The 23,157-nt window shown below is 72.9% G+C and carries 23 protein-coding genes and 1 riboswitch; of the genes, 22 read left to right on the top strand and 1 reads right to left on the bottom strand.

All coding sequences use genetic code 11. From position 1 onward, the window contains the following. The first annotated feature begins 3 nt into the window (after positions 1 to 3). The 22 genes from rpoZ (at position 4) to ACIBI9_RS02720 (ending at position 22,230) form a co-directional block, all read left to right on the top strand. Positions 4 to 273 carry a DNA-directed RNA polymerase subunit omega gene (gene rpoZ / locus ACIBI9_RS02615; RefSeq protein WP_043638590.1) on the top strand — a complete coding sequence of 90 codons (270 nt, stop codon included), beginning with the start codon at positions 4 to 6 and terminating at the stop codon, positions 271 to 273. 8 nt (positions 274 to 281) lie between these two features. Continuing rightward, the gene (gene coaBC, locus ACIBI9_RS02620) at positions 282 to 1,559 is read left to right on the top strand and encodes a bifunctional phosphopantothenoylcysteine decarboxylase/phosphopantothenate--cysteine ligase CoaBC (RefSeq protein ID WP_397220170.1); all 1,278 of its coding nucleotides are present in this window, start codon (positions 282 to 284) and stop codon (positions 1,557 to 1,559) included. 141 nt (positions 1,560 to 1,700) lie between these two features. After that, on the top strand, positions 1,701 to 2,063 hold the full coding sequence (locus ACIBI9_RS02625; RefSeq protein ID WP_397220171.1) for a hypothetical protein: 363 nt from the start codon (positions 1,701 to 1,703) through the stop codon (positions 2,061 to 2,063). A gap of 128 nt (positions 2,064 to 2,191) precedes the next feature. Next, positions 2,192 to 3,379: a methionine adenosyltransferase gene (gene metK, locus ACIBI9_RS02630; RefSeq protein ID WP_397220172.1), complete on the top strand. Its 1,188-nt coding sequence runs from the start codon at positions 2,192 to 2,194 to the stop codon at positions 3,377 to 3,379. A gap of 320 nt (positions 3,380 to 3,699) precedes the next feature. Next, positions 3,700 to 5,811 (top strand): primosomal protein N', encoded by a 2,112-nt coding sequence (locus ACIBI9_RS02635; protein ID WP_397220173.1) that lies wholly within the window; start codon positions 3,700 to 3,702, stop codon positions 5,809 to 5,811. Positions 5,812 to 5,861: 50 nt separating this feature from the next. Next, the gene (locus ACIBI9_RS02640; protein ID WP_397220174.1) at positions 5,862 to 7,295 is read left to right on the top strand and encodes a hypothetical protein; all 1,434 of its coding nucleotides are present in this window, start codon (positions 5,862 to 5,864) and stop codon (positions 7,293 to 7,295) included. A gap of 37 nt (positions 7,296 to 7,332) precedes the next feature. Further along, on the top strand, positions 7,333 to 8,667 hold the full coding sequence (locus ACIBI9_RS02645; RefSeq protein ID WP_397220175.1) for a hypothetical protein: 1,335 nt from the start codon (positions 7,333 to 7,335) through the stop codon (positions 8,665 to 8,667). Positions 8,668 to 8,695: 28 nt separating this feature from the next. Continuing rightward, a complete protein-coding gene (gene def, locus ACIBI9_RS02650; RefSeq protein WP_350729109.1) occupies positions 8,696 to 9,244 on the top strand; it encodes a peptide deformylase in 549 nt (182 codons plus the stop codon). A gap of 4 nt (positions 9,245 to 9,248) precedes the next feature. Beyond that, a complete protein-coding gene (fmt, locus tag ACIBI9_RS02655; protein WP_397220176.1) occupies positions 9,249 to 10,175 on the top strand; it encodes a methionyl-tRNA formyltransferase in 927 nt (308 codons plus the stop codon). Between the two features lie 41 nt (positions 10,176 to 10,216). After that, positions 10,217 to 11,701 carry an RsmB/NOP family class I SAM-dependent RNA methyltransferase gene (locus ACIBI9_RS02660; RefSeq protein ID WP_397220177.1) on the top strand — a complete coding sequence of 495 codons (1,485 nt, stop codon included), beginning with the start codon at positions 10,217 to 10,219 and terminating at the stop codon, positions 11,699 to 11,701. Between the two features lie 86 nt (positions 11,702 to 11,787). Further along, positions 11,788 to 12,450: a ribulose-phosphate 3-epimerase gene (gene rpe, locus ACIBI9_RS02665; protein ID WP_397220178.1), complete on the top strand. Its 663-nt coding sequence runs from the start codon at positions 11,788 to 11,790 to the stop codon at positions 12,448 to 12,450. Between the two features lie 30 nt (positions 12,451 to 12,480). Next, positions 12,481 to 13,290: an oxygenase MpaB family protein gene (locus ACIBI9_RS02670; protein ID WP_397220179.1), complete on the top strand. Its 810-nt coding sequence runs from the start codon at positions 12,481 to 12,483 to the stop codon at positions 13,288 to 13,290. Positions 13,291 to 13,365: 75 nt separating this feature from the next. Next, positions 13,366 to 13,496, top strand: a riboswitch (FMN riboswitch). Between the two features lie 109 nt (positions 13,497 to 13,605). After that, a complete protein-coding gene (ribD, locus tag ACIBI9_RS02675) occupies positions 13,606 to 15,144 on the top strand; it encodes a bifunctional diaminohydroxyphosphoribosylaminopyrimidine deaminase/5-amino-6-(5-phosphoribosylamino)uracil reductase RibD (protein ID WP_397220180.1) in 1,539 nt (512 codons plus the stop codon). Then, a complete protein-coding gene (locus ACIBI9_RS02680) occupies positions 15,144 to 15,734 on the top strand; it encodes a riboflavin synthase (RefSeq protein ID WP_397220181.1) in 591 nt (196 codons plus the stop codon). Before ribD ends, ACIBI9_RS02680 begins: the two co-directional genes overlap by 1 nt. Then, on the top strand, positions 15,731 to 16,390 hold the full coding sequence (locus ACIBI9_RS02685) for a nicotinamide riboside transporter PnuC (RefSeq protein ID WP_397220182.1): 660 nt from the start codon (positions 15,731 to 15,733) through the stop codon (positions 16,388 to 16,390). Before ACIBI9_RS02680 ends, ACIBI9_RS02685 begins: the two co-directional genes overlap by 4 nt. Further along, complete coding sequence (locus tag ACIBI9_RS02690) at positions 16,387 to 17,604, top strand: bifunctional 3,4-dihydroxy-2-butanone-4-phosphate synthase/GTP cyclohydrolase II (RefSeq protein WP_397220183.1); 1,218 nt, start codon at positions 16,387 to 16,389, stop codon at positions 17,602 to 17,604. Before ACIBI9_RS02685 ends, ACIBI9_RS02690 begins: the two co-directional genes overlap by 4 nt. Then, positions 17,601 to 18,068 (top strand): 6,7-dimethyl-8-ribityllumazine synthase, encoded by a 468-nt coding sequence (ribH, locus tag ACIBI9_RS02695; protein WP_364832496.1) that lies wholly within the window; start codon positions 17,601 to 17,603, stop codon positions 18,066 to 18,068. The genes ACIBI9_RS02690 and ribH overlap by 4 nt, the downstream gene beginning before the upstream one ends. A 19-nt stretch (positions 18,069 to 18,087) precedes the next feature. Further along, entirely contained in the window at positions 18,088 to 18,540 is a 453-nt protein-coding gene (locus ACIBI9_RS02700; RefSeq protein WP_397220184.1) for a PH domain-containing protein, read from the top strand. A gap of 95 nt (positions 18,541 to 18,635) precedes the next feature. Next, positions 18,636 to 19,502: an AAA family ATPase gene (locus tag ACIBI9_RS02705; protein ID WP_397220185.1), complete on the top strand. Its 867-nt coding sequence runs from the start codon at positions 18,636 to 18,638 to the stop codon at positions 19,500 to 19,502. Beyond that, complete coding sequence (locus ACIBI9_RS02710) at positions 19,495 to 20,571, top strand: VWA domain-containing protein (protein WP_397220186.1); 1,077 nt, start codon at positions 19,495 to 19,497, stop codon at positions 20,569 to 20,571. The genes ACIBI9_RS02705 and ACIBI9_RS02710 overlap by 8 nt, the downstream gene beginning before the upstream one ends. Next, complete coding sequence (locus ACIBI9_RS02715) at positions 20,564 to 21,667, top strand: XdhC family protein (protein WP_397220187.1); 1,104 nt, start codon at positions 20,564 to 20,566, stop codon at positions 21,665 to 21,667. The genes ACIBI9_RS02710 and ACIBI9_RS02715 overlap by 8 nt, the downstream gene beginning before the upstream one ends. Continuing rightward, positions 21,664 to 22,230 (top strand): NTP transferase domain-containing protein, encoded by a 567-nt coding sequence (locus ACIBI9_RS02720; RefSeq protein ID WP_397220188.1) that lies wholly within the window; start codon positions 21,664 to 21,666, stop codon positions 22,228 to 22,230. The genes ACIBI9_RS02715 and ACIBI9_RS02720 overlap by 4 nt, the downstream gene beginning before the upstream one ends. On the opposite strand, the gene ACIBI9_RS02725 is transcribed toward ACIBI9_RS02720, so the two are convergent. After that, the gene (locus ACIBI9_RS02725; protein ID WP_397220189.1) at positions 22,216 to 23,103 is read right to left on the bottom strand and encodes an endonuclease/exonuclease/phosphatase family protein; all 888 of its coding nucleotides are present in this window, start codon (positions 23,101 to 23,103) and stop codon (positions 22,216 to 22,218) included. The two genes, ACIBI9_RS02720 and ACIBI9_RS02725, sit on opposite strands and share 15 nt — an antisense overlap. Between the last annotated feature and the right edge of the window lie 54 nt (positions 23,104 to 23,157).

Here is a 23,157-nt window from a genome sequence, read left to right on the forward strand (position 1 = left end):
ATCGTGGCAGGCACCACCCCGGCCGCGGAGGGCATCACCAACCCGCCGATCGACGCGCTGCTCGACATCGTCGACAGCAAGTACTCCCTGGTGATCATGGGCGCCAAGCGCGCTCGCCAGATCAACGCTTACTACTCCCAGCTCGGCGAGGGCCTGCTGGAATACGTCGGCCCGCTGGTCGAGACGCACGCGCAGGAGAAGCCGCTGTCCATCGCGCTGCGCGAGGTCTCCGAGGGCCTGCTCAACGCCGAGCCCATCGAAGGCGCGGTCTGACGCCTTCGATGAAGGTCGTCCTGGGCGTCAGCGGCGGCATCGCCGCGTACAAGGCTTGCGAGCTGCTGCGCCTGTTCACCGAGTCGGGGCACGAGGTGCGGGTCGTGCCGACCCGCGAGGCGCTGAAGTTCGTGGGCGCGCCCACCTGGGCCGCCCTGTCCGGCAACCCCGTGTCCGCCGAGGTCTGGGACGACGTTCACGAGGTGCCCCACGTGCGGATCGGCAAGCAGGCCGATCTCGTCGTGGTGGCGCCCGCGACCGCCGACGTGCTCGCCAGGGCGGCCCACGGGCTGGCCGGCGACCTGCTCACCAACACGCTGCTGACGGCCACCTGCCCGGTCGTGTTCGCGCCCGCGATGCACACCGAGATGTGGCAGCACCCCGCCACCCGCGCCAACGTCGAGACGCTGCGCGAGCGGGGCGCCGTCGTGATCGACCCCGCCGTCGGTCGCCTCACCGGCGCCGACACCGGCCCCGGGCGCCTGCCCGACCCCGCCGAGATCTTCGAGGTCTGCCTGCGGGTGCTGCGTGGCCGGCCCCGTGACCTGGCCGGGCGCAAGGTCGTCGTCTCCGCCGGAGGCACGCGGGAGGCGATCGACCCGGTCCGCTACCTCGGCAACCGCTCGTCGGGACGGCAGGGCTACGCGCTGGCGCGCACGGCGGCCGCCCGGGGGGCCGAGGTGACCTTGGTGGCGGCCAACGTCGCGCTGCCCGACCCCGCCGGGGCCAAGGTCGTGCGGGTGGAGTCGGCGTACGAGCTGCGCGAGGCGGTGCTCGCCGCCGCGGGCGACGCCGACGCGGTGGTCATGGCCGCCGCGGTGGCCGACTTCCGGCCCGCCACGCGGCACGAGGCGAAGATCAAGAAGACGGACGGCGAGCCGGAGCCGATCTTCCTGGCCAAGAATCCCGACATCCTCGCCGAGCTCGGCACCCTCCGCCGCGAGGCCCAAGCCGCGGAGGCGCGGTCCGGAGGCGCGGCGCGACCCCTCGCGGGCCCGGAGCCGGGTGACGTCATGCGGCGCCGGGAGCGCGGGGCGTACCCGGAGGTGATCGTCGGGTTCGCCGCCGAGACGCACGACGTGCTCGCCAACGGCCAGGCCAAGCTCGCCCGCAAGGGTTGCGACCTGCTGGTCGTCAACCAGGTGGGGGAGGGGCTGGCGTTCGGCACGCCCGACAACGCGGCCACCGTGCTGGTGGCGGGCGGCGACCCGGTCGAGGTGCCGTTCGGGCCCAAGGAGGCCCTCGCCGACGTCGTGTGGGACCTCGTGGCGGCCCGCCTCCCCTAGCGTGGCCCCGGACTTCCGGAACGTGCGTATCGGGGTTTGGTACCCCGCGTTGGACCGTTCGAATCGTGCAAGAGCGATTACCCGATCACCTATTGCTACACCCCTATACGCCTGCGGATACTTGGGGCGAAGGGGGATGGAATGCCGGTGGGTTCTGCTGTCAGAGACCGTTGTAGAACATTGCTCGGCGACCAGGGGGAGATCCGCTATGTCTTTCCGGCGGTGTCCGCGGGACCGGCGGGGACGGGGAACTTCCTGATCGTGGTCACCGCTTCCTCCATATCGGTGCTGGCCACCAGGACGCTCAGGAGCGATCGGCCGGTCGCGGTGTTCGCGGAGTTCCCGCGGCACACCAGGCTCGGCCCCATCCTGCCTGGACCGGTCATCGAGCTGGACTCGATCGTGTTCGAGTTCGATGAGGAGTACGCCGCGGTGGTGGCGGCCGCCGACGCGGAGATCTTCGCGCCGGAGACCCTGCCGCCCGACCCCCTGCCCGAGCTGTGACGGAATCCGGATCGCGGACGGTTTCGCGCCCCGGCGCCGGGTGGGGCTAGACTTCGGCGAGGCCCAGGCATGCCCATGCGTCCCGGGCCTTAAATCCGTCAGCAGCCGCTGCATGAGGAGCCACTGAGTTGTCACGTCGCCTGTTCACCTCCGAGTCGGTCACCGAAGGCCACCCGGACAAGATCGCTGACCAGATCAGTGACGCGATTCTCGACGCCATGCTCAAGGACGACCCCAAGAGCCGGGTCGCGGTCGAGACGCTGATCACTACCGGCCAGGTCCATGTCGCAGGCGAGGTCACCACCGAGACCTACGTCGACATCCCGGCCCTCATCCGGGAGAAGATCCTCGAGATCGGCTACGACGCCTCCCACAAGGGCTTCGACGGCGCTTCCTGTGGCGTGTCGGTGTCCATCGGCGCCCAGTCCCCCGACATCGCCCAGGGCGTCAACGACGCCTACGAGAGCCGGGTCGACCAGGCCGAGGACGAGCTGGACCGCCAGGGCGCGGGCGACCAGGGGCTCATGTTCGGCTATGCCTGCCGCGAGACCCCCGAGCTGATGCCGCTGCCGATCACCCTGGCCCACCGGCTGGCGCAGCGGCTGTCGGAGGTGCGCAAGAGCGGCACGGTGCCCTACCTCCGTCCCGACGGCAAGACGCAGGTGACGATCGAGTACGACGGCGACACGCCCGTCCGCCTCGACACCGTGGTGGTCTCCACGCAGCACGCGGCGGAGATCGACCTGAAGGAGATGCTGACGCCGGACATCAAGGAGCACGTGGTCGACCCCGTGCTGGCCGGCCTCGACCTCGACACCGAGGGCTACCGCCTGCTGGTCAACCCGACCGGCCGCTTCGAGATCGGCGGCCCCATGGGCGACGCCGGCCTGACCGGCCGCAAGATCATCATCGACACCTACGGCGGCATGGCCCGCCACGGTGGCGGCGCCTTCTCCGGCAAGGACCCGTCCAAGGTCGACCGCTCGGCGGCCTACGCCATGCGCTGGGTGGCCAAGAACGTCGTCGCCGCCGGCCTGGCCGACCGGTGCGAGGTCCAGGTCGCGTACGCGATCGGCAAGGCGCAGCCGGTGGGTCTGTTCGTGGAGTGCTTCGGCACCGAGAAGCTGCCGGTCGAGAAGATCCAGGACGCCGTCCTCCAGGTCTTCGACCTGCGCCCGGCCGCCATCATCCGCGACCTCGACCTGCTGCGCCCGATCTACTCGGAGACCGCCGCCTACGGCCACTTCGGCCGTGAGGGCTTCTCCTGGGAGTCCACGGACCGCGCCGAGGCCCTGCGCACCGCCGCCGGCCTCTGACCCACGCCGGCTGAGCTCAAGGGGCGCTGCCTTGGTGTGCGGCGCCCCTGGGCGTGCCCTGCGCGCCCCGAGCCGGTGAAGTTCCGACGCGCGGCACTCGCGGCCGCCGTCCCGCCGTTGAGGTCTGGCGACGCACGGCCCGCCAGGCGACGGCACAGCCGCCGCGCCGTATGGGCTCCGGCGGAGCATCCCTGAGGTCCGGGCCCGGTCCACCTGGGCGGACGCGCCTGTCGGCGTGCCCGCAACCGCCTGGGCCGCGTGGCCCCGGCAACAGCTCCGCTCTCGCTCGGTCACGGCGAACGGTCTGGTAGACGTAATGCGTGACCGACTCCGACGACGCCCTTCTGCCGCTCGACGCCGTGCGGCCCCCAGCGTCGTCGAAGGACACCAAAGGGGCCCCCGCGCCCGCCCCTGAACGCCCTGTGGCGAGGGTCGTGGTGGACAGCCCGCTGCCGCACCTCGACCGCCCCTTCGACTACCTGGTGCCCGACTCCATGCATGAGACGGCCGAGCCGGGCGTGCGGGTGCGGGTGCGGTTCGCGGGCAAGCTGGTCGACGGGTTCCTGCTGGAACGGGCGGACGAGAGCGAGCACGACGGCAGGCTCACGCCGCTCGAACGCGTGGTGTCCCCAGAGCGCGTGCTCACCCCGGAGATCGCCGGGCTGGCCAGGGCGGTCGCCGACCGTTACGCGGGCACCCTGACCGACGTGCTCCGCCTGGCCGTCCCGCCCCGCCACGCCAAGGCCGAGTCGGAGGAGCCCGCCAAGCAGGACCTGCCGCCCGCGGAGCCGTCCCAGACCGAAAGCGCATGGGACGCGTACCCGACCGGTCCCTCCTTCCTCGGCGCGCTGCGCGACGGGCGCGCGCCCCGGGCCGTGTGGTCCGCCCTGCCGGGCGCCAGGGGATGGGCGGGGGCGACGGCCGAGGCGGTGCGGGCGACGCTGGACGGCGGCAGGGGAGCGGTCGTCGTGGTGCCCGACGGGAAGGACGTCGCGCTGGCCGACGGCGAGTTCGCCCGGGTGCTGGGGCCGGGCAGGCACGTGGCGCTCACCGCCGACCTGGGCCCGGCCGAGCGCTACCGCCGGTGGCTGAAGGTGCTGAGAGGCCAGGTGCGGGCCGTCGTCGGCACCAGGGCCGCCATGTTCGCCCCCGTCGCCGATCTCGGCCTGGTGGCCATCTGGGACGACGGAGACGACCTCCACGCCGAGCGCCTGGCGCCGTATCCGCACGCCCGCGAGGTTCTGGGCCTGCGCGCCCACAGGAGCGGCGCCGCGATGCTCATCGGCGGATACGCGCGCACCGCCGAGGCCACCCAGCTCGTCGCCTCCGGCTGGGCCAGGCCGATCGTGGCCGCCCGCACGACGATCAGGGGCCTCGCGCCCCGGGTGCGCCCCGCGGGTGAGGACGCCGAGCTGGCCAAGGACCAGGCGGCCCGCCAGGCCAGGCTGCCCAGCCTCGCCTGGCGGGCCCTGCGCCACGGCCTGGAGAGCGGGCCCGTGCTGGTGCAGGTGCCCAGACGCGGCTACCTGCCCGCCCTGGCCTGCCGGCACTGCCGCGTTCCCGCCCGTTGCGCCCTGCCCCCCACGCGGCGGGCGGCGTTGCCGCCGGACCCGCACGCCGGTACGGCCTTCCCGATCCCGGAGGCGCCCGCGGAGCCCGGCCACCTGTGCCACGGGCCGCTCGCCCTCCGAGGCGGCCACGCGGCCCCCTACTGCCGTTGGTGCGGCCGGGTGGACGCCGACTGGCGCTGCTCGTCCTGCGGCAGCCCCAGGCTCCGCGCCGTGGTCACCGGCGCCAGGCGCACCGCGGAGGAACTCGGCAGGGCCTTCCCCTCCGTGCAGGTGCGCACGTCGGGTCGCGACGGCGTCCTGGCCACCGTTCCCGCCACCCGCGCGCTGGTCGTCGCCACCCCGGGCGCCGAGCCCGTGGCGGAGGGCGGCTACGCGGCGGCCGTGCTGCTCGACGGCTGGGCGCTCCTGGGCAGGGCCGACCTGAGGGCGGCCGAGGAGGCGGTGCGCAGGTGGATGAACGCCGCCGCCCTGCTCCGTCCCGCCGCCGAGCTGGTGGTGCTCGGCGACGCCGCGCTGCCCGCCGTTCAGGCCCTGCTGAGGTGGGACCCCGTCACCCACGCCGAGCGCGAGCTGGGCGACCGCGCCGAGCTGGGCTTCCCGCCGGCGGTGCGGATGGCCACGCTCACCGGCGCGGCGAGCGCGGTCAGGCAGATGGTCGACGAGGTGCGCCTGCCGCCCGACGCCGAGGTGCTCGGCCCCGTCCCCGTGGACGAGGCCGGCCAGGAACGCGCCATGATCCGGGTACCGAGATCCGGCGGGGCCGCCCTGGCCGCGGCGCTCAAAGGGGCCAGTGGGGTTCGTGCGGCGCGTAAGACGCCCGATGTCGTGAAGGTGAGTGTCGACCCGCTCGACCTGATTTAGACCATTTCCCCGATTCGCTCATCTGGAGGCCAGCCGTTAGCGTGCCCCATGTGTCGATCGAATGGGTGAACCAGGCCATCGACGACCTGCGCGCTTGGGGACACGCGCGGGAAGTCGAGGTGGACGCAGACGAGGTCCGCCTGCTCTGCGACTACGCCAGCGACTACCTCAACGTCAACGAACTGGGTGACTTCACCCCAGAGACCTTCGACGAACTGCTGCTGTCCATCTACCCGCGCAAGGTCATCGCCCCGCCGGAGAGCGCTCCGGAGACCGTGGCCGCCGCCCGCACCTTCGTCGACTACCTCAGCGAGGCGGGCGCGATTCCGGAGCCGACGGCGGTGCTCATGCGCGACAGGCTCGACGACATCGCGCCGCGCATGCCCGAGGCACTCGCCGACCCCGCGAACTTCGGCATGGCCAAGAGCCTGTTCAGCTCCATCGGTCCCGAGTCGCTCGAGCAGGCGATCGCCATCCCCTCCGGCGAGGTGCCCGACCTGGGCGAGGCGCCCTGCGACTGCCCCGGGTGCACGCCGCTGCCCGCCGCCAGGCTCGCCGCGCGGGAGGACCTCGTCGCGGCGCTGGAGGGCGTGCCCCTGCTGGCCGAGGACCCGCTGCCCGACACCGGCGACCCGCTGGAGGGCTGGGCGGCGCGGGTCGCCGACCTGGTCGAGCAGGACGAGGGCTACTACGACCTGTTCGACATGCTCTACCGGCTCCAGGTGCGGGTGCCCGTCACCGTCATCGGCGACTACCTCGACGAGCTCGCCGAGGACGGCGAGGCCGACCTGGCCGGCACGCTCGACCGGCTGTCGTGGTGCGGCATGATCCAGGTCACTGACGACGCCGCGGAGCTCACCCCGCTGGCCGTCTGGGGGCTGCGCGAGCACTACCTGGCGCTCGACCTCGACGCGCCCGAGGCACCCGACCTGGCCGAGGCCGACGCGCTCGGGCTCATCGAAGGGCTGCTCGAAGGCGTGCCCGCCGAGCTCGCCGAGCAGGACATCAGCGGGTGGCTGAGCGGCCGGGCGTCCGGCGAGGCCGCCGCCGAGCTGCTGGCCGCCGCCTCCGGCGCGCCCGCCGTGGCCCGCGGCATCGCGATCACCATCGTCGACCGGCTGGGCGCGGAGGCCGAGCCCCAGGTCCGCGACTACCTCGACGACCAGGAGCTGCGCCCGCACGTCATCCACTGGCTGGCGGCCAGAAGGCTGCCCGCGCCCCAGCTCACCCAGGAGGAGCTGCTCTGGGTCAGCGTCGACATGCTGGCGCTCGCGATGCCCGCGGCCGAGGAGGATCCCGAGATCTTCGCCGAGAACATGGCCGCCTCGGGTCCGCCCGCCCATATGATCGAGGAGATGTGGCGGGTCGACCACCCCGACGTCGTCGAGGTCCTGGAGCTGCTGGGACGCTCCATCCCCGACGGCACGGTCGCGAAGGCGGCACGCAAGGCCGCCTTCAAAGCCCGGTCCCGCGCCATCCGTTGAGTACGCCCATGTGACTCCTGTGCAGTAAGTTTCGTGGGTGGCAAACAACGTCTTCGACCTCGCCGAGCTGCGCAAGCTGATCGATGAGCAGGCCGCCGTGCCCCCACGGCCTCCTGAGGAGACTCCCGTGGAGAACGAAGCGCTGACGTTCCCGCCGGTCCTGCTCGCGCCGGAGGCCGAGCTGGCCGCGGCGGTGCCCAGGGTGCCGCTCGTCGCCGACGCCATCAGGCTCACCACGTGGACGGGCACCCGCCAGGTCAGCCCGGAGGGGCACCTGAGCTCCGAGGAGGCCGAGGCCGCCGCCAGGGAGCTCGGCCTGCCCGCCTCGCGGCTGCGCCTGATCTGGATCGTCGCCGTCAACACCGGGCTGCTGCAGATCCTCGGCGGCCGCGTCTCGCGAGGGCCGCTGTCGATGCAGCTCACGGTGGAGGCCACGCTGGAGTTCTGGGACGGCGTCGTCATGGACGTGCTCGACCGCGCCGACGACGGCCTGACGGGCTCCGCCGTGGTCGACGGCCACCTGGCCGAGATGCTCGCCACGATCTACTCCGTGCGCTCCGGCGTCGCGACCGCCAACCTCGCCAGGGGCATCCTCCAGTCCCACGAGGTCGCCTGCGCGCCCGGCCCCGTCGAGATGCGCCGGCTGGCCGCCGCGCTGCCCGCCGAGCTGCTGGAGGCGCTGTCGCTGCTGACGTACTGCGGGCTCGTCGAGCAGACCGCCGCCGGCCGCACCGCGCTCACCCCACTCGGCGTCTGGGCCATCCGCCGCGACCTGCTGCGCGAGGGCCACGACGCGCCGACCGCGGCCGAGGTGGAGGTGTTCGCCGACCTGTCGGCGGCCGAGCTGGTGGAGGCGCTGGTCAAGGGCTCGGCCACGCAGAGCGCCGTCGCCGGGTGGCTGGAGCGCCGCGAGCCGGAGTCCGCGGCCCGCGACCTGATCGAGATCGCCGCCTCCGGTACGGCGGGGCAGCGCGGCGCGGTCGGCGCCATCCTCGAGGAGCTGGGCCCGGAGGCCGAGGGGCCCGTCAGGCAGGCGCTCGGCCATCCGCTGATGCGCCGCTACGCCGCCTCCTGGCTGCACATCCGCGACCTCGACGCGCCCACGCTCAGCCCCGAGGACCACACCTGGATCGCGGTCGACTCCCTGGCCGCCCTCATGCACCTGTCAGGCCCGGCCGCGGGCCGGCTCGACACGCCCGAGCCGGGTGAGGATCTGATCAAGCTGGTCGGCGAGATGACCGCGGTGGACCACCCCGACACGATCGCCGTGCTCGACATGCTCGCCTCCGCCCACGACGACCAGGCCGTGGTCAAGGCCGCGCGCAAGGCGGCGATGAAGGCGCGCTCCCTGGAGAGCACTAAACTGGGTTGATCCACAGACGAGAAACGGAGTAACCCCCTTGGCGATCCAGTCGATCCGGCTGTTCGGAGACCCGGTGCTGCGCACCCCGGCGGCCCCGGTCGTCGACTTCGACAAGGAGCTCCGCAAGCTGGTCAAAGACCTCACCGACACGATGATGGACGCGCCGGGCGCCGGCCTGGCGGCCCCGCAGATCGGGGTCGGGTTGCGGGTGTTCACCTACTACGTGGACGAGCAGCTCGGCCACGTGATCAACCCCGACCTCGACCTGTCCTCCGAGCTGGACGAGGAGGGCGAGGAGGGCTGCCTGTCCTTCCCCGGCCTGTCCTACCCGACGCCGCGCGCCATCCGCGCCGTGGCCAAGGGCTTCAACATGCACGGCGAGCCCGTCACGCTGGAGGGCACCGACCTGATGGCCCGCTGCTTCCAGCACGAGACCGACCACCTCGACGGCATCCTGTTCATCGACCGCATGGACCCCAAGCAGCGCAAGCTGGCCATGAAGGCCGTGCGCGAGGCCGAGTGGAGCGGCCTGTCCGCCCCTGTGATCAAGGTCTCGCCGCACGCCACCGGCGGAAGGGCGCTCTGAGAGCATGCGTCTCGTCTTCGCGGGCACGCCGGAGACGGCGCTGCCGTCGCTGCGCACCCTGATCGACTCGCCGCGCCACGAGGTCGTCGCGGTCGTCACCCGCCCCGACGCCCAGTCAGGGCGCGGGCGCAAGGTCCACCCCTCGCCGGTGGCCGAGCTCGCGGAGGAGGCGGGCATCGAGGTGCTCCGCCCGGCCAAGGCCGGCGACCCGGAGTTCCTCGACCGGCTGCGCGCCCTGGAGCCCGACTGCTGCCCGGTGGTCGCGTACGGGGCCCTGCTGCCGCAGTCGGCGCTGGACATCCCCCGCCAAGGGTGGATCAACCTGCACTTCTCGATCCTGCCCGCCTGGCGCGGGGCCGCTCCCGTGCAGCACTCGATCCTGCACGGCGACGAGATCGGCGGGGCCACGACGTTCCAGATCGTCAAGGAGCTGGACGCCGGGCCCGTCTACGGCGTGGTGACCGAGGCGATCCACCCCGACGACACGAGCGGGTCGCTGCTGGAGCGGCTGTCGGTGTCGGGGGCGGGGCTGCTGGCCGCCACCCTCGACGGCGTCGAGGACGGCACCCTGGAGGCCCGGGCGCAGCCCGCCGAAGGGGTCACCATCGCCCCCAAGATCACTGTGGTCGACGCCCGGATCGACTGGACCAAGCCCGCCATGCACGTCGACCGCCGCATCCGGGCCTGCACGCCGGCGCCCGGGGCGTGGAGCGAGTTCCGGGGGCAGCGGGTGAAGCTCGGGCCCGCGCGGATCGTGCCCGGCGAGCGGCTGGCCGAGGGCGAGATCGCCGTTTCCAAGGCGAGGGTGCTGGTCGGGACGGCCACCGACGCGGTGGAGCTGGGTGAGGTGCAGCCGCAGGGCAAGCGGGTGATGGGGGCCGTGGAGTGGGCTCGCGGGGTTCGCCCAGAGGGCAAAGAGATCTTCAAGTGACCCGGGGTGCCGGCGCGCGGCGTGAGGGAAAGTCTGAGGGGATGAGGACGACGGGGGGCCAGGGCACCGGAGGCAGGGGCGGCGGCGACCGTGCACGGAGGCCGCCGAGACCGGCGCGCGACCATGCCCGCAACGCGGCCTTCGACGTCGTGCGCGCGGTCGACGAGCGCGACGCGTACGCCAACCTGCTGCTGCCGCGGCTCCTGCGTGACCGCGGCATCAGGGGCCGCGACGCCGCGCTGGCGACCGAGCTCGCCTACGGGACGCTGCGCGGGCTCGGCACCTACGACGCCGTCATCGAGATGTGCAGCGACCGCGTGCCCGACCCGGACGTGCGCGACGCGCTGCGGCTGGGCGCGCACCAGCTGCTGCGCATGCGAGTCCCGCCGCACGCGGCCGTCGGCACCACCGTCGACCTCGTACGTCTGCGCATCGGCCAGGGCGCGGCCAAGTTCGTCAACGCGGTGCTCCGCAAGATCGGTTCCAGGACGCTCGAGGAATGGGTGCCCATCGTCGCGCCCGACCCGGCCGACGACCCGGTCGGCCATCTGGCGATCGCCTACGGCCACCCCCGCTGGATCGTCTCCGCCTTCCGCGACGCGCTCGGCGGGCCCGACGAGATGCCCGACCTGCTCGACGCCGACAACGCCCGCCCCCTGGTCACGCTGGTGGCGCGGCCGGGGCGCAGCTCGGTGGAGGAGCTCGAGACCGTGGGCGCCCTGCCCGGCCGCTATTCGCCGTACGCGGCCTACCTGCGCGAGGGCGATCCCGGCCAGATCGAGGCCGTGGCCGAGACCCGCGCCGCCGTCCAGGACGAGGCCAGCCAGCTGGTGGCGCTCGCCCTGACCCGCGTTCCCCTGGAGGGGGACGGGGACGAGCTGTGGCTCGACATGTGCGCGGGCCCGGGCGGCAAGGCGGGCCTGCTCGACGCCATCGCCACCCACGGGGACCTCGCGGGGCTGAGCAAGGAGGCCAGGGACCGCGCCCACGCCCCGGCCGCCGGCACCGGTCCGATGGCTTTCCCCGGGGGCGCCCGGCTGGTGGCGGCCGACGTGCAGCAGCATCGGGCGCGGCTGGTCTGGCAGACGACCAGGGACGCGGCCGTGCTCACGGTGGACGGCATCGAGCCCGCGTGGCGGCCCGGGGTGTTCGACCGCGTGATGCTCGACGCCCCCTGCACCGGTCTGGGAGCGCTGCGGCGGCGGCCGGAGGCACGCTGGAGGCGGGATCCGCACGGGATCGCGGACCTGGGCAAGCTGCAGCGCCGGCTGCTCGGCACCGCGCTGGACGCCGTGCGTCCCGGCGGCGTCGTCGCGTACGTCACCTGCTCCCCGCACCTGGCCGAGACCCGGGTCGTGGTCGGGGACGTGGTGGCCCGCCGGGGCGACGTCGAGCAGCTCGACGCCCGCGCCTACCTGCCCGAGGTCGACGACCTGGGCGACGGCCCGCACGCCCAGTTCTGGCCGCACCGGCACGGCACCGACGCCATGTTCCTGGCCCTGCTCCGCAAGCGTCCCCAGGCGTGACCCGATCGGCCTCGCGGTCCTGGTGGGCGCCTGCCTGCCGGACTGATGGGAGCCGGGCGCGGGCCGTTCACTAGACTTGGGCAATCATGGCCGTACAGATCTCGCCCAGCATCCTCGCCGCCGACTTCGCCAGACTCGCCGACGAGGCCGCCGCCGTGCCCAATGCCGACTGGCTGCACGTCGACGTCATGGACTACCACTTCGTGCCCAACCTCACCATCGGGTTGCCCGTGGTCGAGGCGTTGCGCAAGGCGACCTCGACGCCGCTCGACTGCCACCTCATGATCGACGACCCCGACCGCTGGGCGCCGCAGTACGCGGAGGCGGGGGCGGGCAGCGTGACCATCCACGCCGAGGCGGCCAAGGGCCCGATCAGGACGCTGCGCGAGATCCGCTCGCTCGGCGCCAGGGCCGGTCTCGCGCTCAACCCGGCCACGCCCGTCGAGCCGTACGAAGACCTGCTGGGCGAGGTCGACATGCTGCTGCTGATGACCGTGGAGCCGGGCTTCGGCGGGCAGAAGTTCCTCGACGGGGTGCTGTCCAAGGTCCGGCGGGCGCGGCACCTGATCGAGCGGCACGGCGGGCGGGTCTGGCTGCAGGTCGACGGGGGAGTCGACGCGGGCACGATCGAGCGGTGCGCGGACGCGGGCGCCGACGTGTTCGTGGCGGGCAGCGCCGTCTACGGCGCCTCCGACCCGAGTGCCGCCGTCGACGCTCTCCGGGCCGCCGCCACCCTTAAAAGCGCATAAATCACCCACCACCTGGGTAACCATTCACTTATGGGCGACCATGGGATCTTCGGGCCCCGCTCGGTGACGTGGCGGGTGATGGGCGAGCCGATCCTGCTGGTGGGCGGCATCCGCGCGCTGCTGATGCAGGGTCTGCATCCGCGGGCGATGCGCGGTGTGCTGCAGAACTCCGCGCTCATGGATCCCCATGAGGCCTGGTCGCGGTTCGTACGGACCACCGAGTTCGTACGCGTGCGCACGTACGGGACCGATGCCGAGGTCGAACGGGCGGGACGGCGCGTGCGCAAGATCCACGCCAACCTGACCGCCTACGACCCCGACACCGGCACCACCTTCCACCTCGACGAGCCCGACGCCCTGCGCTGGGTCCACGTCGGCGAGGTCGACTCCTACCTGTCGGTGGCCCGGCGGGCCGGGGTGCGGCTGACGGACGCCGAGGCCGACGCGTTCGTCGCGGAGTGGCGGCGGGCGGCCGAGGTGGTGGGGCTGAAGGCGGAGGAGGTTCCGGGGTCGGTGGCCGAGCTGCACGACTACATCGACGCCGCGCGGCCGGGGCTGCGGTTCGTCCCCGAGGCGGCCCACCCGCTCCGCCTGTCGCTGAACGCCCCGCTCCCGCGCAGGCTGACGCCGCTCAGGCCCGCGCTGCCCGCGTTGACGCTGCTGTCGTTCGCCACGCTGCCGCGCTGGGCGAGACGGCTGTACGGGCTGCCGGCCACGCCGGTCGGCGACCTGTGGGCCACGGCGACCCTGCGCACCCTGCAGACCGGGATCGGGCTGGTCCCGGGGGACGTCCTCTACAGCCCCGCCGCCCGGCGGGCGCGCCGGCTCATGGCCGCTTGACCTAGCGCTTGGTCAAATATGCCGGGGCGGTCGCGTACGGCAATTCGGGCATGGCACACTGGTAGCCAAGAGAGCTAGCGTGCTCCGGGGTCGGTGTAATTCCGAACCGGCGGTTAAAGTCCGCGACCCGGCCGATGCCATCGGCCGGTTGACCCGGTGAAATTCCGGGACCGACGGTTAAAGTCCGGATGGGAGGAAGCGCGCGAGGTGTCCGGTGTCCCAGCCGGGCGCCTGCCCTGACGCACAGCAGCATCAGGGCCAAAATTCCCCGGGGCCCGCCGTGGCTTGGAGCTACTGGCGAGTAGGAGACCCCGGGTGGAGATACCCGCGCAGGACGCCGCGCACATGGCGCGCGCCGTCGAACTGGCCGGGCACGGACACGGCACCACCAGCCCCAACCCCGTCGTGGGCTGCGTCGTGCTCGACGCCGACGGCCAGGTGGCGGGCGAGGGCTTCCACGTGTACGCGGGCGGACCGCACGCCGAGGTCGTGGCGCTGGCGCAGGCGGGGGAGCGGGCGCGGGGCGGCACCGCGTACGTGACGCTCGAGCCCTGCGACCACACCGGCCGGACGGGGCCGTGCAGCTTGGCGCTGCTGGCGGCGGGGGTCGCGCGGGTGGTGATCGCGGTGCCGGACCCCAACCCCAAGGCGGCCGGCGGCGCGGCGCGGCTGCGGGCGCACGGGGTCTCGGTGACGTCCGGGGTGCTGACGGCCGAGGCGGAGCGGGTCAACGAGGAGTGGCTGACGTACGCGCGGCTCGGGCGCTCGCACGTGACCTGGAAGTTCGCGGCCACGCTCGACGGGCGGTCGGCGGCCGAGGACGGGACCAGCCAGTGGATCACCTCGCCCGAGGCCAGGGCCGACGTGCACCGGCTGCGGGCCGCCGCTGACGCGATCGTCGCCGGGATCGGCACCGTCCTCGCCGACGACCCCCACCTCACGGCCCGCCCCGGCACCGTCCTCGCCGGCGACCCCCACCTCACGGCCCGCCCCGGCGCCACGAGCGACATCGGCTCGGCCGGTCGCACGGCGCTGCCGCCCACCTCCGATGGCACGCCCACTTCCGATGGCACGGCCACTTCCGCTGCGGCGGCACGTCGGGCTGGGGGTGCTGCCGGTGGCGTGGAGGGTCGCCAGAGCGCCGGTGCGGGTGTCGGCAACGGCGCGACCGCTCCCGGCGGCGACGGCCAGGAGGCGGGCGCAGGCGTAACCGGCGACTCGCAGGCGCGCGTCGGTGCGGTGGTTCCCGCAGCGGCAGGGCGTCCCAGCGGCGGAGCGGGCGGTATGCGTCCGGTCGAGGGCGCCGCCGCTGCGGGGGAGGGACCCCGGAGTGCGGGCGTGGGCCTCCGTGGTGGTGCGGGGAGCCCAGGGAGCATCGGTGGCGCGGGTGATGGGCCGGGAGTGGGTGGGCGGCGGCCGGTGCGGGTCGTGGTCGATACGCGGGGCAGGACGCCGCAGGACGCCCGGGTGCTCGACGACAGCGCCCCCACGCTCGTCGCCATAGCCGAGGACACCGACACCGGGCTCAAGAACGACCTCCTCCGCCTCCCCCGCGACGGCCACGGTCTCGACCTCGAAGCCCTCCTCAGGGAGCTGGCCGCGCGCGAGGTCGTCAGCGTGTTCCTGGAGGGCGGCCCCACGCTGGCCGGGGAGTTCCTGCGGCGGGGCCTGGTGGATCGCGTGGTCGCGTACCTGGCCCCCGCGCTGCTCGGCTCCGGGCGGGCCGCGCTCGGTGCGGCCGGGGTGGGGACGATCGGCGAGATGCACCGCCTGACTTTTGACGAAATTTCCCCTATAGGGCCGGATGTGCGGCTGATCGCCCGGCCCGCCACCCAACCAGGCAGGGAGCAGTGATGTTCACCGGAATCATTGAGGAAAAGGGCGAAGTGGTGGCCATCGACCAGGCCGGCGGCGGGGCCGTGCTGTCGGTGCGCGGCCCCGTCGTCACCTCCGACGCCAAGCACGGCGACTCGATCGCCGTCAACGGCGTGTGCCTCACCGTCGTCGAGGTCGAGGACGACGTGTTCACCGTGGACGTGATGAGGGAGTCGCTCGACCGCAGCTCCCTCGGCGGGCTCGCGCAGGGCTCCCCCGTGAACCTGGAGCGCGCCGTACGCGCCGACCAGCGCCTCGGCGGCCACATCGTGCAGGGCCACGTGGACGGCACCGCCGTGCTGCTGTCCAGGGAACCCGGCGAGAGCTGGGACGACCTGCGGTTCTCGCTCCCCGAGGCGCTGAGCCCGTACGTGGCGGAGAAGGGCTCGATCGCGATCGACGGAATCAGCCTGACGGTGACCACGGTTGACGACGACAGCTTCGGTGTGAGCCTCATCCCCACCACGCTCAAGCTCACGACCATGGGCGAGCGCCAGGTAGGCGACATCGTGAACATCGAGGTCGACGTGATCGCTAAGTATGTGGAAAGGCTGGTGGTCAGGCAGTGAACTGGGCCGACGCCGGATTCAACGTATTCGGCACCCATGTGCTCTGGACGGACCTGATCGGCAACATCGCCGCTCTGTCGACGGTCCTGCTCGCCATGCGCAAGTCGATGTGGACCTGGCCGGTGCAGTTCGCCGGTTCGGTGCTGTTGTTCGTCGCCTCGATCAACGCGCACATCACCGGGAACGCGCTCAAGCAGGCCCTGTTCGCGGGCCTGGCGGTCTACGGCTGGTGGGCGTGGCGGCGCGGCACGCAGGACGGTAGGCAACTGCGCGTCCGCCCCGCCGTGTGGTGGGAGCGGTCGCTGCTGATCGGCGTGATGCTGCTGGGCACGGCCCTGGTCGGGCTGCTGTTCTTCTTCACCGGTCTGTCGTGGGGCGCGCAGGTGCCGCTGCCGAAGGGCGCCTTCCTGGTGGCCGCCGACGCCTACATCTTCGTCGGCAGCGCGATGGCCACCTGGGCGCAGGGCCGGGCGCTGGTGGACTTCTGGATCGTGTGGGTGGCCGTCGACCTGGTGGGCGTGCCGCTGGCGTTCAGCTCGGGGCTGGTGGTCTCCGGGTGGGTGTACGGGATCTTCTTCGTGCTGGTGGTGATCGGGTTCGTGAAGTGGCTGCGTGAATACCGGACGGCCGAGGTCGGCGTGGCGGTGGCGCGATGAGCGACATCAAGCTGGACCCCATCGAGCGGGCCATCGACGACATCCGCAACGGCCGGCCCGTCGTCGTGGTCGACGACGAGAATAGGGAGAACGAGGGCGACCTCATCTTCGCCGCGGCCAAGGCCACGGCCGATCTGTGCACGTTCACGATCAGGCACACCAGCGGGATGATCTGCGTGGCCATGGAGGGCAAGGAGCTCGACCGGCTCGGGCTGCCCCTCATGGTGGTGCACAACAAGGAGCGCATGCGCACGGCGTACACGATCACCGTGGACGCCCGCGACGGCGTCACCACGGGCATCTCCGCGGCCGACCGGGCCCAGACCATCCGTACGCTCGCCGACTCCGCGACCGAGCCCAACGAGCTGGTGCGCCCCGGGCACATCTTCCCGCTGCGCTACCACGAGGGCGGCGTGCTGGCCAGGCGCGGCCACACCGAGGCGGCCGTTGACCTGGCCAGGCTCGCCGGCCTGTCGGCCGCGGGCGCGCTGGCCGAGGTGGTCAACGACGACGGCACCATGGCCAGGCTGCCCGAGCTGCGCCGCTTCGCCGACGAGCACGACCTGGCGCTGGTCTCCATCGAGCAGCTCGTCGACTTCCGCCGCCGGGCCGAGAGCATGGTCACGCGGGTGGCAGAGACGCGGCTGCCGAACGCGTACGGGATGTGGCGGGTCTACGGCTACGCCAGCGCGCTCGACGGCGGCGAGCACGTCGCGCTCGTCTTCGGCGACCTGTCCGACGGCGAGAACATCCTGGTCCGGGCCCACTCCGAGTGCCTGACGGGCGACGTGTTCGGCTCGCTGCGCTGCGACTGCGGGGTGCAGCTCGGCAACGCCATGTCGGCCATCGCCCAGGAGGGCCGCGGCGTGATCGTCTACCTGCGCGGCCACGAGGGCCGGGGCATCGGCCTGCTGGCCAAGCTCAAGGCGTACAACCTGCAGGACAACGGCAGCGACACCGTCGACGCCAACGTGGAGCTGGGGCTGCCGGTGGACGCGCGGGAGTTCTCCAACGCGGGGCAGATCCTGGCCGACCTCGGCGTCAGGTCGGTGCGGCTGCTCACCAACAACCCGGCCAAGCTCAAGGGCATGGACGGGTACGGCATCAAGGTCCTCGGCCGCGAGCCCCTCCCCGTGGCCATGAACCCGCACAACGAGCGTTACCTCACGGCCAAGCGCGACCGCCTCGGCCATCACATCTCGGAGGCATCATGAGCGGCGAAGGACGGCCGGGGGTTGCGGCGCCCGACGCCTCGGGGCTGAGCGTGGGGGTGGTGGCGGCCAGCTGGCACGCCAAGATCACCGATCAGCTGGTGGCGCGGGCCCTGCAGGCCTGCGACGACAGCGGCGCCACGGCGACCGTGGTGCGGGTGCCGGGCTCGCTGGAGATCCCCGTGGTCGCCCAGGCGCTGGCCCGCCGCTGCGACGCGGTGGTGGCGCTGGGCGCGGTCATCAAGGGCGAGACCGCCCATTTCGACTACGTCTGCGACTCGGTGACCGCGGGCCTGACCCGGATCTCGCTGGACGAGGAGACGCCCGTCGGCAACGGCGTCCTCACGTGCGAGACCCTGGATCAGGCCCTCGACCGTTCGGGCCTGCCGGGGAGCAAGGAGGACAAGGGATACGAGTCGGCCATCGCCGCGCTCGAGACCGCCCTCCTCCTGCGGGACCTCCACTAACCTGCGGTAGGTTTCCTTCGTGCCCGAGCCGATCACTCCACCGCCCCTGCCCGTCACCTGGCGTCCCCGCAGACCGCGGATCGTCGCCTACAGCTCCGCCGCCGTGATCGTGCTCGGGTCGGTGCTGATGGCGGTCTTCATCGCCCAGCCGTTCAAGCTGCCCGACCGGCTGGCGATCGTGGCGTTCGGGTGCGCGGTGGCGTTCGTGCTCCACCTGCTGGGGCGGGTGCGGGTGGAGGCGGACGACGAGGGCCTCACGATCGTCAACGCCGCCCGCACCCACCGCTACTCGTGGCCGGAGATCCTGGAGGTCACGCTGCTGGTGGGCGACCCCTGGCCGAAGATCGACACCTCCGACGGGCGCACCATCGGGGCCATGGGCATCCAGGGCTCGGAGAAGCTTCGCGCCCGCCGGGCCACGGCCGAGCTGGAGGCCCTGATCCGGGAGCGCGGCGAGGCTCGCGAGAAGTAGCCGGTCGATGACCTGGGGTCATCGCCGGCGGACGAATATCGCCGGGCCGGGTGTCGACGTAGCCTGAAGGAGTGCTGCGGCGGACAATCAAGGCAATGGACATCGAGTCGCCGGACAAGCTCATCGAGCTCCTCGACCGGCACGCCTACCTGGCCGACGAAGGGCTGGCCACGGCCGCCTTCCTGGCGCTGAGGATGGGCCGGCCGCTCTTCCTCGAAGGGGAGGCGGGGGTCGGCAAGACCGAGCTCGCCAAGACGCTGGCGACGCTGCTCAAGGCGCCGCTCATCAGGCTCCAGTGCTACGAGGGGCTGGACGCCGCCCAGGCGCTGTACGACTGGGACTTCGCGCGCCAGCTGCTCCACCTGAAGGCCGCGGAGGCCGCGGGCGTCACCGACGTGGGCCGGCTGGAGGGGGAGATCTACGACAGGCGGTTCCTGATCGCGCGGCCCCTGCTCAAGGCCATCGAGACGCAGCCGAGCGTGCTGCTGGTGGACGAGATCGACCGGGCCGACGACGAGTTCGAGGCGTTCCTGCTCGAAGTGCTCTCCGACTTCACGATCTCCATCCCCGAGCTCGGGACCGTCAAGGCCACGACGCCGCCGGTGGTCGTGGTGACCTCCAACAGGACGCGCGAGGTGCACGACGCGCTCAAGCGGCGCTGCCTCTACCACTGGCTCGAGCACCCCAGCTTCGACCGCGAGGTCGCCATCCTGCTGCGCCGGCTGCCCGACTGCACCGAGACGCTGGCCGTGCAGGTGGCGCGGGCGGCCGAGCGGCTGCGGCAGGCGGACCTGGTCAAGCCGCCGGGCGTGGCCGAGACGCTCGACTGGACCGAGGCGCTGCTGACGCTGGGGGCCAAGGAGCTCGATCCCGCCCTGGCCGCGGCCACCCTGGGGGCGGCCCTGAAATACCGGGAGGACGTCTCGAACGTGCTCGGAAACGGGCTGCTGCCCCATGGATGAGCTGGTCGCCACCATGACCGCGTTCGCCAGGACGCTGCGGGCGGCCGGGGTCGCCGCCGATCACGAGCGGACGCAGAACCTGCTCAGGGCGCTCGACCACCTCGACGTGGCCGACTCCGGCGAGGTCTACTGGGCCGGGCGGCTCACGCTCTGCGCCACGCCTGACGACCTGCCCCGCTACGACCGGTGCTTCGCCGCGTACTTCGGCGGGGCACGGGCGAGCGTGTCCCGTACGAGCACGACCAGCGTCACCAGGCACCTGGCGGCCGAGCCGCACGGCGAGGCGGACGGCGGCGACGACGGGACGGCGTCGCCCGCGACGGCGAGCCGGGCCGAGGTGCTTCGGCACCGCGACGTGGCCAGGCTGACCGAGGCCGAGCGGGCCGAGGTGCACCGGATGCTGGCCATGCTGAGGTGCGGGCGCGAACGGCGGCGCTCGCGCCGCTTCGAGGGCGCCCACCGGGGCGTGCTCGACCCGCGCCGCACCATCCGCGACGCGCTCAGGAAGGGCGACATCGCCCGGCTCCGGCGCAAGAGGCACACCACCCGGCCGCGCACGGTCGTCCTGTTCGTGGACGTCAGCGGCTCGATGGCCCCGTACGCCGAGACCCTGCTGCGCTTCGCCCACGCGCTCGTCAGGAGCGAACCCCGGGCCACCAAGGTCTATTCGGTCGGCACCAGGCTCACCCCCGTCACCGCCGAGCTGCGCCACCGCGACCCCGGCACCGCCCTGAACGAGGTCTCCAAGGCCATCCCCGACTGGAGCGGCGGGACCCGGCTGGGCGACGAGCTCAAGGAGTACCTGTCCCGCTACAGCGCGCGCGGGGCGATCGCCGTGATCGCCTCGGACGGGTGGGAACGCGGCGACCCGGCCCTGCTGGGGACGCAGATGGCCAGGCTGGCCAGGCAGGCGCACCGGGTGATCTGGGTCAACCCGCACAAGGGGTACGAGGACTACCAGCCTCTCACGGGCGGCATGCGGGCCGCCCTGCCGTACGTGGACGACCTGGTGGCCGGGCACAGCCTGGCCGCATACGAGCGACTCAGCGAAAGGCTGGCCCATGCGTGACGTGCTGCCGGAGATCATGAGGTGGTGGAGGTCGGGGCTCAAGTTCGGGCTGGCGACCGTGGTGAGCACGTTCAGCAGCGCGCCCAGGCCGCCGGGCGCGGCCATGGCGGTGCGCGGCGACGAGGTGGTCGGCAGCGTGTCCGGCGGGTGCGTCGAGGGCGCGGTGTTCGAGCTGGCCGCCGACGTCGACGAGCCCGTCCTGCAGCGGTACGGCGTGAGCGACGACGACGCGTTCGCGGTCGGGCTCACCTGCGGCGGCATCATCGACATCCTCGTCGAGCCGATCTCGATCGAGACCTTCCCCGAACTCGGGGAGATCGCGATGTCCGTGGACGCGCACGAGCCGGTGGCCGTCGCCACCATCGTCTCCGGCCCCGGGCGGATCGGCGCCCGCCGGGTCATCTGGCCGGACCGCTCGTCCGGCACGCTCGGGCTCGACCGGCTGGACGAGGCCGTGGACGACGACGCGCGCGGCATGCTCGCCCAGGGCCTGACCGGCATCAGGCACTACGGCGGCGAGGGGGAGCGGCGCCTGGACGACCTGGCGGTGTTCGTGCAGTCGTTCGCGCCGCCGCCGCGCATGCTGGTGTTCGGGGCGATCGACTTCGCGGCGGCGGTGGCCAGGGTGGGCAAGTTCCTCGGCTATCACGTCACGGTCTGCGACGCCCGCCCGATCTTCGCCACCGCCAAGCGCTTCCCCGACGCCGACGAGGTCGTGGTCAAGTGGCCCCACGACTACCTGTCCTCCGTGCAGGTGGACGAGCGCACGGTGATCTGCGTGCTCACCCACGACCCCAAGTTCGACGTGCCGCTGCTGGAGGTGGCCCTGCGCACCGACGCCGGGTACGTGGGCGCCATGGGCTCGCGCCGCACCCACGAGGACCGGCTCGAACGGCTGCGCGAGGCCGGGCTCGCCGACGCCGAGCTGGCCAGGCTGCGCTCGCCCATCGGGCTCGACCTCGGCGCGCGCACCCCCGAAGAGACGGCCGTGTCGATCGCCGCCGAGCTGATCCAGCTCCGCTGGGGCGGCTCGGGCCGCCCGCTGTCCAGCACCGAGGGCCGCATCCACCACGAGATCCACGACGGGGGCTCATGAAGAGCGCGAAGGTGGCCGGGCTGCTGCTGGCCGCGGGAGAGGGCGCCCGGCTGGGCACGCCCAAGGCGCTGGTCGAGTACGCGGGCGAGCGCCTGGTCGACCGCGGCGTGCGGCTGCTGGAGGAGGGCGGCTGCCACCCCGTCGTGGTCGTGCTCGGCGCGGCCACCGTGCAGGTGCGCGGCGCGGTGACCGTGCGCAACCCGGACTGGGCCTCCGGCATGGGCTCGTCCCTGCGGGTCGGGCTCGCCGCGCTGCCGCGGGAGGCCGAGTCCGTGGTGATCGCGCTGGTCGACCAGCCGTTCATCGGCCCGGGCGCGGTACGCGCGCTGATCGCCTCGGGCGCCGGGCTGGCGGTCGCCACCTACGGGGGGAAGCGCAGGAACCCGGTGCTGATCGCCCGCGAGCACTTCGCCGAGGTGGCGGAGCTGGCCGTGGGGGACGTGGGGGCGCGGCCGTTCATGAAGGCGCACCCCGAGCTGGTCACCGAGGTGCCGTGCGACGAGCACGGGGACCCTGCCGACATCGACACGCCCCAGGACCTGCGGCTGCTAGAGCCGCAGTGAGGCGATGGCGGCGCGGTGGTCGCTGCCGGTCGCGGGGGCGACGCCCGCCTTGGTCGCCGTCATGCCCTTGAACAGGATGTGGTCGGGCCGGGTGATCGGGAACTCGGACGGCCAGGTGAACCCGAACCCGTCGCCCGCCACGGTCTGCGCGTCGCTCAGCGGCGGGGTCAGCCCCCGCATGCCCCGGTCGGTGGTGGCGGTGTTGAGGTCGCCGAGCAGCAGGATGCGCTTGCTCGGGTCGGCGTCGATGAGCTTGCGCGCGTGCGCGAGAGAGACGTCGCGCGAGGCGGTCTCCCCGGGGCGGGCCGAGGCCAGGTGCATGACGTAGACGGTCACCTTGCCCTTGGGGGTGGCGACCACCGCGCGCAGCGCCCGCGGCCAGCCCAGGCCGACGTCGAGCGGCTTGGTCTCGCTGATCGGGTAGCGGCTCCACAGGCCGACCGTGCTGACCGGATAGTGGTACTTGAACATCTTGTTGAGCTGCTTGGCCGCGGGGCCGCCGCTGGTCAGCTCCTGGGCGGCCAGCAGGTCGAGGTCCTTGGCGATCATGCGGACGGCCTCGCCCGAGGCGTTGTTGGTCACGCCCACGTTGACCGTGCCGACGGCCAGGTCGCTCGGGCCGCCCGGCGGCGTGCGCAGCAGCGTGGAGCCGAACATCGCCGCCCACACCACCCCGGGCACCAGCGCCGCGACCAGGGCCATCCTGGAGCGTGCCAGCGCGGCGGCCACCAGCAGCAGCGGGACGGACACCCCCAGCCAGGGCAGCAGGCTCTCCATCACCGGCGTGAACCCGCCGAGCGCAGGAATCAGCCGGTGTCCGGCCATGGCCACGGCGACCACGGCGGACACGACGACGACGAGCCGACTCAGCACCTGATCCAGGCTAGTGGCTCCCTGCCCGCCGCGCCGACGCGATAGCCTGTTCGC

Source organism: Nonomuraea sp. NPDC050451, from assembly GCF_044458585.1.

What these genes read in the sequence shown, in the direction of transcription:
- coaBC (WP_397220170.1), top strand. Translation starts at nt 282, where the DNA reads ATGAAGGTCGTCCTGGGCGTCAGCGGCGGCATCGCCGCGTACAAGGCT.
- ACIBI9_RS02625 (WP_397220171.1), top strand. Translation starts at nt 1,701, where the DNA reads ATGCCGGTGGGTTCTGCTGTCAGAGACCGTTGTAGAACATTGCTCGGC.
- fmt (WP_397220176.1), top strand. Translation starts at nt 9,249, where the DNA reads ATGCGTCTCGTCTTCGCGGGCACGCCGGAGACGGCGCTGCCGTCGCTG.
- ACIBI9_RS02660 (WP_397220177.1), top strand. Translation starts at nt 10,217, where the DNA reads ATGAGGACGACGGGGGGCCAGGGCACCGGAGGCAGGGGCGGCGGCGAC.
- rpe (WP_397220178.1), top strand. Translation starts at nt 11,788, where the DNA reads ATGGCCGTACAGATCTCGCCCAGCATCCTCGCCGCCGACTTCGCCAGA.
- ACIBI9_RS02670 (WP_397220179.1), top strand. Translation starts at nt 12,481, where the DNA reads ATGGGCGACCATGGGATCTTCGGGCCCCGCTCGGTGACGTGGCGGGTG.
- ACIBI9_RS02680 (WP_397220181.1), top strand. Translation starts at nt 15,144, where the DNA reads ATGTTCACCGGAATCATTGAGGAAAAGGGCGAAGTGGTGGCCATCGAC.
- ACIBI9_RS02690 (WP_397220183.1), top strand. Translation starts at nt 16,387, where the DNA reads ATGAGCGACATCAAGCTGGACCCCATCGAGCGGGCCATCGACGACATC.
- ribH (WP_364832496.1), top strand. Translation starts at nt 17,601, where the DNA reads ATGAGCGGCGAAGGACGGCCGGGGGTTGCGGCGCCCGACGCCTCGGGG.
- ACIBI9_RS02705 (WP_397220185.1), top strand. Translation starts at nt 18,636, where the DNA reads ATGGACATCGAGTCGCCGGACAAGCTCATCGAGCTCCTCGACCGGCAC.
- ACIBI9_RS02710 (WP_397220186.1), top strand. Translation starts at nt 19,495, where the DNA reads ATGGATGAGCTGGTCGCCACCATGACCGCGTTCGCCAGGACGCTGCGG.
- ACIBI9_RS02715 (WP_397220187.1), top strand. Translation starts at nt 20,564, where the DNA reads ATGCGTGACGTGCTGCCGGAGATCATGAGGTGGTGGAGGTCGGGGCTC.
- ACIBI9_RS02720 (WP_397220188.1), top strand. Translation starts at nt 21,664, where the DNA reads ATGAAGAGCGCGAAGGTGGCCGGGCTGCTGCTGGCCGCGGGAGAGGGC.